At 36.0% G+C, this 14,017-nt stretch carries 18 protein-coding genes and 1 tRNA gene; 16 read left to right on the forward strand and 3 right to left on the reverse strand.

Annotated features, from left to right (window positions below; all coding sequences use genetic code 11):
* Positions 1-5 precede the first annotated feature (5 nt).
* Both HYD3684_RS03630 and HYD3684_RS03635 read left to right on the forward strand, forming a co-directional pair.
* Positions 6-1,070 carry an ATPase, T2SS/T4P/T4SS family gene (locus tag HYD3684_RS03630; protein ID WP_015419335.1) on the forward strand — a complete coding sequence of 355 codons (1,065 nt, stop codon included), beginning with the start codon at positions 6-8 and terminating at the stop codon, positions 1,068-1,070.
* Positions 1,071-1,074: 4 nt separating this feature from the next.
* Positions 1,075-1,320: a hypothetical protein gene (locus HYD3684_RS03635; protein ID WP_015419336.1), complete on the forward strand. Its 246-nt coding sequence runs from the start codon at positions 1,075-1,077 to the stop codon at positions 1,318-1,320.
* On the opposite strand, the gene HYD3684_RS03640 is transcribed toward HYD3684_RS03635, so the two are convergent.
* Positions 1,317-1,772 (reverse strand): VTT domain-containing protein, encoded by a 456-nt coding sequence (locus HYD3684_RS03640; protein ID WP_015419337.1) that lies wholly within the window; start codon positions 1,770-1,772, stop codon positions 1,317-1,319. The two genes, HYD3684_RS03635 and HYD3684_RS03640, sit on opposite strands and share 4 nt — an antisense overlap.
* Positions 1,773-1,938: 166 nt before the next feature.
* Here HYD3684_RS03640 and HYD3684_RS03645 point away from each other — a divergent pair, with 166 nt between their 5' ends.
* The 4 genes from HYD3684_RS03645 to HYD3684_RS03660 all read left to right on the forward strand — a co-directional run bounded on the left by HYD3684_RS03645 (position 1,939) and on the right by HYD3684_RS03660 (position 3,691).
* Positions 1,939-2,376: an Hsp20/alpha crystallin family protein gene (locus HYD3684_RS03645; protein ID WP_015419338.1), complete on the forward strand. Its 438-nt coding sequence runs from the start codon at positions 1,939-1,941 to the stop codon at positions 2,374-2,376.
* 85 nt (positions 2,377-2,461) lie between these two features.
* Positions 2,462-2,545, forward strand: a tRNA-Leu gene (locus HYD3684_RS03650).
* 34 nt (positions 2,546-2,579) lie between these two features.
* Positions 2,580-3,215, forward strand: coding sequence for an NAD(P)H-dependent oxidoreductase (locus HYD3684_RS03655; protein ID WP_015419339.1), 636 nt, complete (start codon positions 2,580-2,582; stop codon positions 3,213-3,215).
* Between the two features lie 26 nt (positions 3,216-3,241).
* Positions 3,242-3,691, forward strand: coding sequence for a hypothetical protein (locus HYD3684_RS03660; protein ID WP_237698639.1), 450 nt, complete (start codon positions 3,242-3,244; stop codon positions 3,689-3,691).
* On the opposite strand, the gene HYD3684_RS03665 is transcribed toward HYD3684_RS03660, so the two are convergent.
* Entirely contained in the window at positions 3,645-5,153 is a 1,509-nt protein-coding gene (locus tag HYD3684_RS03665) for an NAD(P)H-hydrate dehydratase (protein WP_015419341.1), read from the reverse strand. The two genes, HYD3684_RS03660 and HYD3684_RS03665, sit on opposite strands and share 47 nt — an antisense overlap.
* Positions 5,150-6,337 (reverse strand): phosphoglycerate kinase, encoded by a 1,188-nt coding sequence (locus tag HYD3684_RS03670; RefSeq protein WP_015419342.1) that lies wholly within the window; start codon positions 6,335-6,337, stop codon positions 5,150-5,152. The genes HYD3684_RS03665 and HYD3684_RS03670 overlap by 4 nt, the downstream gene beginning before the upstream one ends.
* 80 nt (positions 6,338-6,417) lie before the next feature.
* On the opposite strand from HYD3684_RS03670, the gene fabD reads away from it, so the two are divergent.
* From fabD to nuoH, 10 genes are read left to right on the forward strand one after another with little or no spacing between them, the layout of a single operon-like run.
* A complete protein-coding gene (fabD, locus tag HYD3684_RS03675) occupies positions 6,418-7,341 on the forward strand; it encodes an ACP S-malonyltransferase (protein WP_015419343.1) in 924 nt (307 codons plus the stop codon).
* Positions 7,338-8,012 (forward strand): 2Fe-2S iron-sulfur cluster-binding protein, encoded by a 675-nt coding sequence (locus tag HYD3684_RS03680; protein ID WP_015419344.1) that lies wholly within the window; start codon positions 7,338-7,340, stop codon positions 8,010-8,012. The genes fabD and HYD3684_RS03680 overlap by 4 nt, the downstream gene beginning before the upstream one ends.
* Positions 8,013-8,027: 15 nt before the next feature.
* A complete protein-coding gene (locus HYD3684_RS03685) occupies positions 8,028-8,360 on the forward strand; it encodes a hypothetical protein (RefSeq protein ID WP_015419345.1) in 333 nt (110 codons plus the stop codon).
* On the forward strand, positions 8,360-8,866 hold the full coding sequence (locus tag HYD3684_RS03690) for an HIT domain-containing protein (protein ID WP_015419346.1): 507 nt from the start codon (positions 8,360-8,362) through the stop codon (positions 8,864-8,866). The genes HYD3684_RS03685 and HYD3684_RS03690 overlap by 1 nt, the downstream gene beginning before the upstream one ends.
* Positions 8,867-8,908: 42 nt before the next feature.
* Positions 8,909-9,112: a 30S ribosomal protein S21 gene (gene rpsU, locus HYD3684_RS03695; protein WP_015419347.1), complete on the forward strand. Its 204-nt coding sequence runs from the start codon at positions 8,909-8,911 to the stop codon at positions 9,110-9,112.
* A complete protein-coding gene (locus HYD3684_RS03700; protein ID WP_015419348.1) occupies positions 9,112-10,311 on the forward strand; it encodes a methionine adenosyltransferase in 1,200 nt (399 codons plus the stop codon). The genes rpsU and HYD3684_RS03700 overlap by 1 nt, the downstream gene beginning before the upstream one ends.
* Positions 10,312-10,330: 19 nt before the next feature.
* Entirely contained in the window at positions 10,331-10,678 is a 348-nt protein-coding gene (locus HYD3684_RS03705) for an NADH-quinone oxidoreductase subunit A (RefSeq protein WP_015419349.1), read from the forward strand.
* Positions 10,679-10,702: 24 nt separating this feature from the next.
* Positions 10,703-11,236 carry an NADH-quinone oxidoreductase subunit B gene (locus HYD3684_RS03710; RefSeq protein ID WP_015419350.1) on the forward strand — a complete coding sequence of 178 codons (534 nt, stop codon included), beginning with the start codon at positions 10,703-10,705 and terminating at the stop codon, positions 11,234-11,236.
* Position 11,237: 1 nt separating this feature from the next.
* On the forward strand, positions 11,238-12,998 hold the full coding sequence (locus HYD3684_RS03715; RefSeq protein ID WP_015419351.1) for an NADH-quinone oxidoreductase subunit D: 1,761 nt from the start codon (positions 11,238-11,240) through the stop codon (positions 12,996-12,998).
* Entirely contained in the window at positions 12,995-14,008 is a 1,014-nt protein-coding gene (gene nuoH, locus HYD3684_RS03720; RefSeq protein ID WP_012513792.1) for an NADH-quinone oxidoreductase subunit NuoH, read from the forward strand. Before HYD3684_RS03715 ends, nuoH begins: the two co-directional genes overlap by 4 nt.
* Positions 14,009-14,017 lie beyond the last annotated feature (9 nt).

Raw genomic sequence — 14,017 nt, forward strand, 5'->3', positions numbered from 1 at the left:
AAATTATGAAAACGCTGGATATAAAAAATATTCCATCAAAACTTGTGGATATATTTGAGAAGGGAAAGGAGCTTGGAGCTACTGACTTTCAGCTTATAGCAAACTACATACCAAGATATGGAATTGCCAAAAAGTATGCTGTTATACCAGGGATGCACAGACTTACAACGGACGACGTAGTAGAGATTATAGAGCTCACATCCGACGAGAAAAATTGGCGCGATATAATGGCCGAATATTCTACGTTTGAATACTCTTTTGCTATTAAAAATTATGGTCTTTACAGGGTATCGGTAGCAGAATCTTTGGAAGGGCTTGGCATGGCTATCAGAATACTATCCTATGAGCTCCCTTCCATTGAAATGGTGAGACTTCCAAAAGAAGTTGTTGACTTTATGAAAGATGCCAGAAGTGGTGCGATAATACATACAGGAGGTACTACCTCTGGTAAATCTACATCTATAGCTGCAGAAATTGGCTTTTTGTCCGATCTTCACAACGTTGTTATACTTACATTTGAAAACCCAGTAGAATATAGATTTTTATATAGGAAAGCTACTGTTAAGCAGTTTAATATGCCTACGCAGGTAAAGAATTTTCAACATGCTCTTAAAATAGCGTTAAGAAGTGACCCATCCATCATACTATTCGGTGAAGTAAGATCTGAAGATGAAATAATATCTCTTCTTGATATGGCCGCTCGTGGCCACTTGGTGTTTTCCACGTTGCACACAAAAAGCGTAAGCGCTACATTCTCATTGCTAAATCAATTTGGTTCTAAAGAGCTTTTGGGCTTGTTTAGTTCACAGATAGTAGCTATTATTTCACAGTTTTTATACCGCTCAAAAGCAAAGAAATTTTTACCTATATACGATATATTGGTACCAAACAAACCTATAAGGACTATGATAGCAGATGGAAATTTTAACGATATAGAAAGAATTAGACAAGAGGGAAAGATTCAAGGAGGATTTTCTATAACTTTTACTCAATGCGCAAAACAATATCTTATAAACAGAGAAATAGACGAAGAAGAGTTTAACTATATAAGATTAAGGGCTATGGAGTGATGTTATGGAAGAGAAAATTTTTGTAAAGGGAAAATATACCACTATAGAAATTTCAAAAAATGAGCTTTTTGAGCTTTTAAGAGAACTAAAAGAAAAAACCAAAGGGACGGATTTGTTGGAAGCTTTTGAAATTATGCAAGATTTTCCTGATTTAGACAAGTTTAAAGTATTAAGAGATATATACATACTTGAGCTTAGCGGAGCTTTCAAAGAGCCAATAAAAATAGAAGAGCTTTATAAAGAAGTTTAAAAGATTCTTTGGAAAAAATGTCCTATAAATATATAGGCTATAGTGTGCAATGTTCTTGATATAAATGTAGCTATTATAAATCTATAAAAGGGGAATTTTAGTATTCCAGCCATCCAGCATATAGCTTTGTAAGGCTCTCCTATTAATATTGCAAAAATACCATATTTGTTGAAGAGAGCTTCTATTTTTATATAATGTTTCCTAGATATTATCTTTGAAGCAATTTTATCACCTAAAAAATATCCTAACCAATAAGACACAAAAGCCCCTAAGACATTTGATAGAACACCTACAACACCTATCATCCATGGATTTAAGCCTATTTTGTTGCTTATAAGTATAAAAGGTAAGACGGGAATAGGCTGTATAATGCTTTGAGTAAAACCTATCAAAAAAACTCCAAAATATCCGTAATGCTTGACTAAACTTATAGCTATGTGTTGTATATCCACATCTTTTATTATACTTATCTTAAAAGCTTAATACTAAAAATATATTTTAGTATATCTCTATTAAATATTTGAGTATAACTATATCAAAGTTATTATCAAAACTCTTGACAAATTTTCTAAAGGTATTATATTAATTTTTAGAAAACTTTAGAAGGAGGTAAGGCCTATGAGAAGAGGTTTGGCAGTTTGGAATCCATTTAGTGAGTTGGAAAAGGTAAAAGCAGAGTTTGACAACCTTGTCCAAAACTTGTTACCTACCGTTTACAGCGGTGGCGAAGTTTCTCTGGCACCAGCAATAGACGTATATGAAACAGACAAAGAAGTGGTGATAAAAGCCGAAATACCTGGTGTCAAAAAAGAGGATTTGGAAGTAAGTGTAAAAGACAATGTCCTTTATATTAAGGGTGAAAAGAAAGAAGAAAAAGAAGAAAACACAGAAGCTATCCACAGAGTAGAACGCATATACGGTAAGTTTGAAAGGATGATATCCTTGCCACCAAATGTAAAAACCCAAGAGGCAAAGGCCGAATACAAGGACGGCATTCTAGAGATAAGATTTCCTAAAAAAGAAGAATCTCAAAGCACAAAGATTAACATAGGCTAAAGCTTAGATATTCAAACAAGGGGCCTTCCGGCCCTTTTTTAATTTTTATCCACTCTTTCCGGTTTTGGTATATAATATATAGATAGCCGGAGTGGTGAAATTGGCAGACACGCTATCTTGAGGGGGTAGTCCTCGCAAGAGGGTGCGGGTTCGAGTCCCGCCTCCGGCATTTAATTTTACTATCTGTTAAAGAGGTGATGGTGATGAACTTTTCTAAAGAGGATATACTCAAAGCTTTTCATGAAAGACATGCTTGCAAGCTTTTTGACGATAAAAAGAAAATCCCTAAGGAAGATTTTGATTTCTTGCTAGAAATAGGTAGATTGTCACCATCTTCTTTTGGAATGGAGCATTGGAAGTTTCTAGTAATAACGTCACAAGACCTAAAAGAAAAGCTAAGACCAGTATGCTGGAATCAACCTCAAATAACAACTTGCAGCCATTTAGTAGCATATCTAGCCAAAAAATCTTTTCTAAAAAATCCGGATTACTATAGACCAATGTATGAGAGAAAAAGCGATATCTTTCCAGATGTAGAATTAAGAGAGAAAGCTATTAAGCGCTATGAAAACTTTGTAAATCAATTCGATGATAGAGGCCTAGCTTGTTGGAGTTCTAAACAATGTTATATAGCTGCTGCAAACATGATGAGCGTAGCTGCTATGATAGGCATAGATTCATGCCCAATAGAGGGCTTTGAAAAGGATAAAGTGGAGGAAATATTAGGTCTTGATACAAAAGATTATGAAATATCTATGTTTGTGGCTTTTGGTTATAGAGTAAATCCACCATCTAAAAAATATAGACTTCCGATAGAGCAATTGGTAGAGTATAGATGATAAACAGATTTCCTATCTTTCTAATAATGGAACGCCTAGAGCACAATCTAAAAGAGCAACAAAAGGCCATGAGCGTTCTGCTCATAAATCAAAATAAGATCACTTACGATTTTTTGAATGCAGTTTACGATCTTTTCATGGATACACTAGGACTTTCTTATACGCTTATAGGCATGATAGATGAAAACATAGACAAATATACCAAAGAGCACATATTTCTCGTTTCTTCCGAAGCGCTTTCTATGTTTAGTTTATCAATACCTTATTTAGAAGCTGGTGTCCCGTTCTTTATAGAGGACACCTACATAGATAACTTATCTGTGCAAGAGTTTATTTTAAGACTTGCAAACTATATAGAAAGATCTATTTTAGAAGAGACTTTTTCAAGGGATTTTATTTTAGACTCTTTAGACAAACTGCTTAGACATCTCACATACTTTCAATATGTAAACGAAAAGATACCTCGTTATCTCTAGCCGTTTCTATATATTTAAAAGCTTCTTTAATGTTTGCTATCATATCAATCGTACTAAAAGCCTCAATATGAGATTTTTTTGCAGTTATCTCACCGGCTACACCATGTAAGAATACACCTAGTTTCAAAGCTTTTGATATAGGCATTTTTGATAAAAAAGCACTTAACATACCACTTAAGACATCTCCGGTGCCACCTTTTGCCATAGCTGGAGTGCCTCTTGTAGATACATAAATGTTATCTTCTGTAGCTATGGTAGTTATAGCACCTTTTAAAATCAAAGAACAGCCATACTTCTCATGAAATTCATAAGATAAATCTATCTGATTTTCTATGATATTTTCTCTTGGTATATTGCTTAGTCTTGAGAATTCACCTATATGAGGTGTAATGACAATATTTTCATTTTTTAAAAGCTCTAAAGCTTTGTATCTGGAGATAATGTTTAAAGCGTCCGCATCCAATAGTACGTGTTTATGAAAACGGTTTAGTATATACTCTATAATTTTAAAACCCTCTTCATAAATGCCAAGGCCCATTCCAATGGCTATAGTATCAAATTGCTCTAAGTCTATATCTTCTATAGACTCTATATAATAATCTTTTGATGGAAGGGGTATTTTTATTTGCTCTATGAGATAGTTAGAAACGCTTGTCATATGCTCTTTTGGTATACCTACATAAACAAGTCCAGCCCCAGCCATAGTAGCTGCCTTTGCGCTCATACTAACAGCCCCTATGTATGGCCCGTTTCCACCTATTAAAAGCACTTTGCCTTCGTTACCTTTGTTGGTATCCAACTCCCTTTTTGGTATAAGGGGCTTTACATCTTTTACGCTCAATAAAATCCTCGTTTTGTTTGGAACACAGGCACAAGGTATAGAAATATCCTTTACATATATATCGCCTGCATATTTTGAGTAGGGATAAAGAATATGGTAAGTTTTTGGATAAGCAAATGTTATTGTATAATTGGCTTTTACAAACTTATCAGAAGGTATACCAGATGGAATGTCTACAGAAACCACCACAGATGAAGAGCTGTTGATAAAATCTATATAAGGTACAAACTCTTCTTTTAGAGGCGGCCTAAAGCCTGTACCAAATAGCCCATCTATTATAACATCGTATTTTTCTTTAGGAAAATCTTCAAGAGCTTTTATATTTAGATTTTCCAAAATAGATTGCTGAATCCTAAACTCTTCTGTGGTTTTTGAGCTTTTAGCAACTAGAAAATCACATTTAACACCTTTTTGCAAAAGCCACCTTAAACACGCCAAAGCATCGGCCCCATTGTTGCCTGTACTTACTACCGCTAAAACACTCCGGGGTTTTAAACTAAGTACAAAATCCGCTAAAGCCCTTGCAGCATTTTCCATTAAAACTAAAGAAGGTATACCAATACTCTCTATGGTGCATTTGTCCGCAAGAGCCATCTCCTCAGGTGTAAGTATATATATCATTTATCGTCTAAGACAGATATGCAAGGTAGTTCTTTTCCTTCCAAAAGCTCTAAAAATGCACCACCACCGGTGGATACAAAATCTATAGCATTTATAACTCCAGCCCTTATAATGGCATGGTCTGTGTCTCCGCCTCCAGCTATAGAAAGAGCTTGGGAATGAGCTATAGCTCTCGCCACTTCTAAAGTACCATCTTTAAATCTTTCATATTCAAAAGCTCCCATAGGTCCGTTCCACACTATTGTTTGGGCTGTGCCTATAAGCTCTTTCGCTAAACTTATAGAAACAGGCCCTATATCTAGTCCCATATAGTCTTGAGGTATTTCTTGCCAAAGCACTGTCTTTATAGGTGTATTATCAGATAACTCTTTACCCACTATAAAATCTACAGGAAGATAAAACTTCACACCAAGCTTCTTAGATATATCTATAATATCTTTTGCAACATCTATAAGATCATTTTCTACAAGAGATTTACCGGTATCATATCCCATAGCTTTTATAAACGTAAAAGCCATCGCACCACCTATAAACATCTTATCTACTCTTTTTAATAAGTTTTTTATAACATTTAACTTTGACGATACTTTAGCGCCTCCTAAAAATGCCACCACTGGCCTTTGGGGATTTACCATAGCTTTTTCAAAGTAAAGAAGTTCTTTTTCCAACAAAAAGCCCATGACCGCTGGTTTTAGGATCTCTGGCACGCAATAAACAGAAGCATGTTTTCTATGACAAGTACCGAAGGCGTCTGATACATAAACTTCACCCAAGGAAGCAAGCTTTTTCGAAAACTCCTCATCACACTCTTCCTCTTCTTTGTGAAATCTTAAATTTTCAAGCATTATAACGTCTTCTGGTTTTGCGTTTTTAACAATATTTTCTACCTCTTTACCTACACAATCTGGAGCCATCACTACATCTTTGTGTATATACCTTGAAAGACGCTTTGCTACAGGTTTTAGAGAATATTTTTCGTCAAAACCCTTTGGCCTTCCAAGGTGAGACATGAGTATCACGATGGCTTTAGCGTCAAGCAAGTATTCTATAGTTGGAATAGCTGCTTTTATCCTGGCATCGTCTTCTATATTACCTTGATTATCTATGGGTACGTTGAAATCTACCCTCACCAATACCCTTTTACCTTTTAGATCAACATCCCTTATGGTTTTCTTGTTTGGCATAAAACACCTCCTACAATTTTATATAATCATTATAACTAAAATTTATAGACAAAAGCCCTAAAACTTAATATAATATTGTCATGATTGCTTACGTATTTCCAGGTCAAGGTTCTCAATACGTTGGAATGGGTTATGATTTTTACAAAGAGTTTTCCGAAGCTTCAAACGTATTTCATAGCGTAGAAGAAGCTCTTAGAAAAAATATAACAGATATAGTGTTTAGAGGTACAGAAGAAGAGCTTTCAAAAACTATAAATACACAACCTTCTTTGCTTGCTTGTAGTTATGCTATATATGCATCTTTGAAAAAGATGGGTCTCAAAGATCCAGATTTTGTCGCAGGTCATAGTTTAGGAGAATACACAGCTCTCTTGGTTGCAAAAGGTATAGATCTTTACGAAGCTGCAAAGCTTACTTACTTAAGAGGAAAGTACATGCAAGAGGCTGTACCAGAAGGAAAAGGCGCTATGGCAGCCATACTAAAGCTTCCTCCAGAAAAAGTAGAAGAAGTTTGTAAAGAGGCTAAAGATGTTGGGGTAGTAGAGCCAGCAAACTACAACTCAAAAGAGCAAACTGTAATATCTGGAGAAAAAGAAGCTGTGGAAAAAGCCATAGAAATTGCAAAATCCATGGGTGGTAAAGCCATAATGCTAAAGGTATCTGTGCCTTCTCATTGCTCTTTAATGAAACCAGCAGCCGATGCCTTTAGATTAAAACTTGCTCAAACACCTATCCAAAATATTACTATTCCACTTGTTTCTAACGTTGATGCAAAAGCCCACACTATGGCGCATGAGATAAGAGACAATCTACACAAACAAATTTATTCGTCAGTAAAATGGTATCAATCGGTAGAATATATGATATCTCAAGGTGTAGATACTTTCGTAGAAATAGGACCTAAAAACGTACTATCAAAACTTATATCTCAAATAGATAGTAGGGTAAGAGTTTTCAATGTGGACAAACTCCAAGATGCCGAAAATGTATTAAAAGCTTTATGATAGTTAGTATTAAAAGGCACGATACGTTTCAATCTTACGAGATAGATGCGCCAAGAGATATAACTGTTTTAGAGCTTTTACATAAAATAAAAGAGATAGACCCAACTCTTAGCTACAGGCATATGTGTAGGGCTGGCATATGTGGCACCTGCACTTTAAAAGTGAACGGTAAAAATGTTTTAGCTTGTAAAACGAGGTTAAACAAACTTGAAGATGACACCATAGTGCTTGAGCCTTTGGATAACGCTGTAGTTGTAAAGGATTTAGTGGTAGAACACCAATTCTGGTTTGATATGTATAAAAATCTTAAAGTTGATTTTAAAAATTCAGATTATCAGTATTTTGATTTTAAAAGCATAGAAAATTCTAAAAACTGCATAGCTTGCTTTATATGCAACAGCGTATGTCCTGTTATGCCCATAGACAAAAAATTTGGTGGGCCCTTTGTGTTTGCAAGGATTTATGGTTTTCTTGAAGATAACAGAAATGCAAACAAAGATTATGTTAAACTTGTAGATGGAGCTATAAACCATTGCACTCACTGTAAAAACTGCAACTATGCTTGTCCTTTGTTTGTTATGCCAGAAACGCTTATAAAAAAGTTAGAAGATATACTAATATCCAAGGGGCTTATACAAGCCCCTCAAAATGACTTATTTTTTGGATTTTAAAATGGAGGTTAAAATATGTTTAAAGACATGATTGAAGTGACGGATAAAGACATATACCAGAAGGTTATGGCTTCTGATACGCCAGCTATACTCATAGTAACATCCCCCGATAACCCTAGAAATCAGGAGTTCTACGAAGCCATTGCAAAATATATAAAACTTTATGGAGACAAGATAGGATTTTACTATCTTGATACTACAAAAAACGATTCTCAGCAAGACTTTGGACTCTGGGCAGAGCCTTCTATATTATGTTTTGCAGAAACTATGGAAATGGACAGATATGAAAATCCACCCACCGACGAACAACTACAAGCTTCTATAAACAGGATGCTGAGGATAAAATAATGAAGCTCCTTTGGGCCCCTTGGAGAGGTTCTTACGTAGAAAATCTTGGCAAAGAGTGTAGTTGCTTTTTATGTGAGGCTGGAAATTCCGAACCCTCAATAGAAAATCTTGTTTTGGTTAAAAGCAAAAAAACCTTTGTGATAATGAACAAGTACCCTTACAACTCTGGACACCTTATGGTAGCACCTTTCCTTCATACAAACAGCTTAGAAGACCTTGACGAAGAAACTGTGCAAGATATGTTTTATATGACAAAAATTTCTATAAAAGCCCTAACAGAGCTACTAAAGCCAGATGGTTTTAATATAGGATACAATTTAGGAAGGAGCGCCGGAGCTGGATTAGAAACCCATATACATCAGCATATAGTACCTCGCTGGAACGGAGATACGAACTTTATGCCTACAATATTTGGTACAAAAGTGCTATCCCAAAGTTTAGAAGATCTTTATATTAGGCTTTCACCAATTTTTCACAAATTACTTGACAAAAGCATGGTGAGCTAATATAATGTTTAAACCAAAATTTTATGTAAGGAGGTTATTGGCTTGGCTACAGTAATAGTTGGAGATTCTGAGTCTTTTGAAAAGGCTATGAAAAGATTCAAAAAGGTGGTGGAAAGAGAAGGTATTTTGACCGAGTTAAAAAGACGTGAATTTTATGAAAAACCGAGTCAGAAAAAGAAGCGCAAAGAACGTGCAGCTAGAAAAAGGCTTTTAAAAGCGATGAAGAAAAAGAAGGTGGCTCTCTAATGGACTTCATAGTAGTTTCTGAAATGACTTTTGATAAGGTCTCTTTGCAAGAAGCAGAGATCGTTGAAAGAAAAGGCATTGGTCACCCAGATACGATATGCGATTCTTTAGCTGAAGAGCTTTCTGTTGAGCTTTCAAAATTATATATAAAAGAGTTAGGTGCTATAATGCACCACAACGTAGACAAAGCCCTTTTAGTGGGTGGTAAAGCCCATTCAAAGTTTGGCGGTGGCGAAGTTGTATCTCCCATAGAGATATTCTTAGTAGGAAGAGCTTTAAGAGAAATAGATGGAAAAGAATTCCCAGTTGACGAGTTAGCTATAGACGTTGCTCACAACTGGCTTAAAAAACATATAAGAAATTTAGATTCTAGTAAACATGTTATACTTCAAACACGTATAAAACCAGGAAGCAAAGATTTGGTAGAACTTTTTGATAGATTCCAAAAAAAAGGTGAAGTGCCTCTTTCAAACGACACTTCTTTCGGGGTAGGGTTTGCACCGTTTTCTGAGCTTGAAAATATTGTATTTTACACTGAAAAGCTTTTAAACTCTGAAGAGATTAAAAATAAGCATCCAGAAGTAGGTGAAGATATAAAGGTAATGGGTGTTAGAATAAAAGATAACATAAGAATTACTGTTTCAGCAGCTTTTGTAGACAAATACGTGAAAAATATAAACCAATACAAAGAACAAAAAGAAGCTATAACCAACTTAGTTTTAGAAAATGCCAGAAAATATACCGATAAAAACGTTAACGTATTTGTAAATACCGCAGATGATATCGAAAATGAATCTGTTTATATCACTGTAACCGGCACATCTTCAGAACAAGGGGATGATGGCCAAGTGGGAAGAGGCAATAGAGCCAATGGTTTAATAACCCCATATAGACCAATGTCGTTGGAAGCTGCTGCTGGTAAAAATCCAGTTTCTCACATTGGAAAAATATACAACGTAGTAGCAAATATAATAGCCAATAGAGTTGTAAAAGAAGTTGAAGGAGTCGAAGAAGCATATTGCTATATGGTATCTCAAATAGGTAAACCTATAAACGAGCCCCAAGTTTGCGATGTAAAAGTAAGAAAAAAAGGAAACAGCTTCGATAAAGAAGCTGTTAGAAAAATAGCCCAAGAAGAGCTCGAAAAAATGCCTAATACTTGGAAGCTTTTCTTGGAAAAAGAGTTTTCCGTAGCTTAAAAACTTTTAGGGGTGGCTTATGATAGGATTGGTGGCACTTCTTTTGATATCTTTAACTATAGCGTTTGTAATGACGTTTTTAAATGAGATTTTAAATTTTAAAAGGCGTAAAACCAACAGCTATCCATACGAATGCGGCGTACCCCTTTATGATGAATCCGCTAGACCAATTTTAAAGCAAGGTTATTATTTGTTTGGGCTTTTATTGATATTGTTTGATATAGAAGCGGCTTACTTATTTCCATGGGCTGTGGTGTTTAGAAAAATAGGCGCTTACGGCCTAGTGGAAGCTGTAGTGTTTTTAGGCGTTCTTATTATAGGGTTTTTGTATGCTCTTAAAAAGGGCGCTCTAAAATGGCAGATTTGAAAACTTCTGTTTGTGAGGTGAAGTATGGCTTCTAGCATAAATGGCAACGGTTTTATTACCACTACGGTGGATGAGCTGCTCTCGTGGGGTAGACGCAATGCCCTATGGCCTGTAACAATAGGTTTGGCTTGCTGTGCTATAGAAATGATGCATGCCGCTGCGTCAAGGTTTGATATAGATAGGTTGGGAATGATATTTAGAGCCTCTCCAAGGCAAGCCGATGTTTTGATAGTAGCAGGTACTGTTGTGAATAAAGTAGCTCCTATGTTAAAACTAATATGGGATCAAATGCCAGAACCAAAATGGTGTATATCTATGGGTGGATGCGCTTCTGCAGGAGGACCATTCCCTACCTATTCTACGCTTCAGGGCGTTGATCGTATTATACCAGTAGATGTTTACATACCAGGATGTCCACCTACTCCTCAAGGACTTATCTACGGACTTTTAGAATTACAAAGAAAAATTAGAGAGAAGAAAGTAACAAGATACGAAAAAGCTTTCGAAGAGTTTAAGAAGGATTTATCAACAGAGCTTTTAAAAGGCGTCGGAGTATAACATGCCTTGGGCCTCTTCGCAGACATTGGATAGAATAAAGCATACTTTTAGAAAGATAAGTATAGATACTCAGCCAAACTTTGTTTGCATCAACGTAGAAGACACTCAGGAAATCACAAATATATTAAAACATTTAAAAGATGTTGAAGATTTTAGATATTTTATAGATTTTCATGTTATAGATTTTCCTAAAGAAAAAGATAGATTTTTAGGGCAATATGTACTTGTAAATCCCTATACGTTTGAAAGACTAGCTGTAAAAGTATGGTTCAAATCAAATAAACTTCCCACTGCAAAAGAAATATTTGCTGGTGCTAAATGGGCTGAAAGAGAAGCCTATGATATGTTTGGTGTAGAATTTGAAGGTCACGAAGATGTTAAAAGGATGTTTATGTGGGAAGATTATAAATACTTCCCGCTAAGAAAAGATTTTCCACTTGGTGGCATACCAGAACAGAAGCTTCCTTCTCTAACAGAAGTTCTAGAAGGCAATACATTTCCACCTTCTCATGACTATGAGATAATGCATACTTATGTACCTACCATAAAAGATATAGAAAAAACAGAGAAATCAAGAATTACAAAAAAGGGTCAGTTGGTGTTAAATTGGGGGCCATTACACCCAGGGACTCACGGTACTATGTGGTTTTTGTTTGACCTCGAGGGCGAGCATATCATACAAACTGACGTTATATTGGGACAGCTTCACAGGGGCATGGAAAAGATAGCAGAAAATCTTCACTACTTCCAATTTTTGCCTTACACAGACAGAATGGATTATCTATCTGCAGTCTGCAACGAGCTTTCTTACGTACAAGCTGTAGAAAAACTTGCTAACATAGAGGTTCCTCTAAAAGCTAAATACATAAGAACAATGTTTGCCGAGCTTCAGCGTATAAATTCACACCTTTTATGGCTTGGTACCGGTGCTCTTGATCTTGGTGCTTTAACTGTATTCTTATACGCTTTTAGAGAAAGAGAAAAAATAATGGATATAATAGAAGGCAATGCAGGTTTTAGGTTAACATCTGCCTTTTTGAGGATAGGAGGAGTTCACTACGATTTGGCAAAAGGGACACTGGAAGTAGCAAAGCACTTTGTAAAAGACTTTTATTCAAAGCTAAAAGAGTATCATGGGCTTTTAACAAGAAATAGAATATGGTTAAAGCGTACCAAAGACGTTGGAGTTATAACTCAAGAAGACGTTTATCAATACGGTCTTACTGGTCCAGTGGCTAGAGGATCTGGAGTAGCTTACGATATAAGAAAGATAGATCCATATGCCGCTTACGACTTGGTGGATTTTGATATACCAGTTGGTGATATTGGAGATGTTTACGATAGATATTTAGTAAGAATGGAAGAGATGTATCAAAGCGCTCGCATAGTAGAACAATGTATAGAAGCCTTAGAAAAGATGCCAGAAAACGAACCATACGTAAATAAAAAGCATCCAGCAGTGATACCTCCAAAAGAAGATGTATTCAATGATTTAGAGGATATGGTGAAATCTTTTAGGATTGTGGTACACGGTGAAAATATACCAAAAGGAGAAGTTTATTCATCCGGGGAAAATCCCAGAGGTGAACTTGGATTTTATATATATTCAATAGGTAAATCATCCCCTTATAGACTTAGAATAAGGTCTTGCTCTTTTTACAACTTGTCAGTATTTCCAAAAGTTATATATAAACACACAATTTCTGATGCCGTAGCTCTTCTTGGTAGTATAGATCCTGTAGTAGGAGAGACCGACAGATGAATGATATTATTTTTACAGCAATAGTGACAGCTATAAAGATTTTAGTGGTATTGGCCGTTACGTTGGGGCTTGGGGCTTATCTTACGTGGTATGAAAGAAAATTTGCAGGTCACTTGCAAGCAAGAAGAGGTCCTACCGTTGTGGGGCCTTTTGGTCTTTTGCAGCCTTTAGCGGATGGTCTTAAGCTTATGACAAAAGCTCCAATAATCCCAAGAGGAGTAGACATAAAACTATACTATATGGCTATCATGATGGCTTTGGTGCCAGCTATTATGCTCTTTGCAGTGGTACCTTTTGGCCCTTCTTTTAAAATCCTGGGACACGAAGTAAAACCGATAGTGGCAAATTTAAACATAGCAATTCTATATGTATTTGCTATGGGTTCTATGGCTGCTTACGGTACACTCTTTGCGGGGTGGGCTTCCAACAGCAAATACGCTTTCATAGGCTCTTTAAGAAAAGCTGCTCTAATAGTAAGCTATGAAGTGGTGCTTGGTTTTGCAGCTTTAAGCGTAATACTTCTTGCTGGTAGCATGAATGTGTTTGATATAGTAAACGCTCAGATAAAAAGCGGTGTATGGTATATAGTATATCAGCCTGTAAGTTTTATATTGTTTTTGTTTTGTCTTTTAGCGGAATCTGGTAGGGTGCCTTTTGATATCCAAGAAGCCGAAGCTGAGCTTGTGACGGGTTACAACGTAGAGTACGGTGGAATGAAATTTGGTATATTTCCTTTGGCTGAGTGGTATCTTAATGTATTGGCCCTTTGTGCTATAATGGCGGTGCTTTATTTTGGAGGCTGGGCTGGACCACACATATTTGGTCCTTTCTCTGGCTTTATTTGGTTTTTAGCAAAAACCTTTGGCTTGTTGTTTTTCGTACTGTGGGTTCACTGGACATTGCCTAGATATCAAGCAAAAGATGTGGTGGAATTTGCCTGGAAGTACCTTCTACCAATTTCTATAATAAACCTTATAGGAACTGCATTTTTTATTTACTTCAAAGGATGAGGTTAGTTT

Origin of the sequence: Hydrogenobaculum sp. 3684 (assembly GCF_000213785.1) — a bacterium.
GTDB lineage: Bacteria > Aquificota > Aquificia > Aquificales > Aquificaceae > Hydrogenobaculum.

Bases quoted from the DNA above. Each gene is read 5' to 3' on its own strand.
- HYD3684_RS03630 (WP_015419335.1), top strand. From the start codon at position 6: ATGAAAACGCTGGATATAAAAAATATTCCATCAAAACTTGTGGATATA.
- HYD3684_RS03635 (WP_015419336.1), top strand. From the start codon at position 1,075: ATGGAAGAGAAAATTTTTGTAAAGGGAAAATATACCACTATAGAAATT.
- HYD3684_RS03645 (WP_015419338.1), top strand. From the start codon at position 1,939: ATGAGAAGAGGTTTGGCAGTTTGGAATCCATTTAGTGAGTTGGAAAAG.
- HYD3684_RS03655 (WP_015419339.1), top strand. From the start codon at position 2,580: ATGAACTTTTCTAAAGAGGATATACTCAAAGCTTTTCATGAAAGACAT.
- HYD3684_RS03660 (WP_237698639.1), top strand. From the start codon at position 3,242: ATGGAACGCCTAGAGCACAATCTAAAAGAGCAACAAAAGGCCATGAGC.
- HYD3684_RS03665 (WP_015419341.1), bottom strand. From the start codon at position 5,153: ATGATATATATACTTACACCTGAGGAGATGGCTCTTGCGGACAAATGC.
- HYD3684_RS03670 (WP_015419342.1), bottom strand. From the start codon at position 6,337: ATGCCAAACAAGAAAACCATAAGGGATGTTGATCTAAAAGGTAAAAGG.
- fabD (WP_015419343.1), top strand. From the start codon at position 6,418: ATGATTGCTTACGTATTTCCAGGTCAAGGTTCTCAATACGTTGGAATG.
- HYD3684_RS03680 (WP_015419344.1), top strand. From the start codon at position 7,338: ATGATAGTTAGTATTAAAAGGCACGATACGTTTCAATCTTACGAGATA.
- HYD3684_RS03685 (WP_015419345.1), top strand. From the start codon at position 8,028: ATGTTTAAAGACATGATTGAAGTGACGGATAAAGACATATACCAGAAG.
- HYD3684_RS03690 (WP_015419346.1), top strand. From the start codon at position 8,360: ATGAAGCTCCTTTGGGCCCCTTGGAGAGGTTCTTACGTAGAAAATCTT.
- HYD3684_RS03700 (WP_015419348.1), top strand. From the start codon at position 9,112: ATGGACTTCATAGTAGTTTCTGAAATGACTTTTGATAAGGTCTCTTTG.
- HYD3684_RS03705 (WP_015419349.1), top strand. From the start codon at position 10,331: ATGATAGGATTGGTGGCACTTCTTTTGATATCTTTAACTATAGCGTTT.
- HYD3684_RS03710 (WP_015419350.1), top strand. From the start codon at position 10,703: ATGGCTTCTAGCATAAATGGCAACGGTTTTATTACCACTACGGTGGAT.
- HYD3684_RS03715 (WP_015419351.1), top strand. From the start codon at position 11,238: ATGCCTTGGGCCTCTTCGCAGACATTGGATAGAATAAAGCATACTTTT.
- nuoH (WP_012513792.1), top strand. From the start codon at position 12,995: ATGAATGATATTATTTTTACAGCAATAGTGACAGCTATAAAGATTTTA.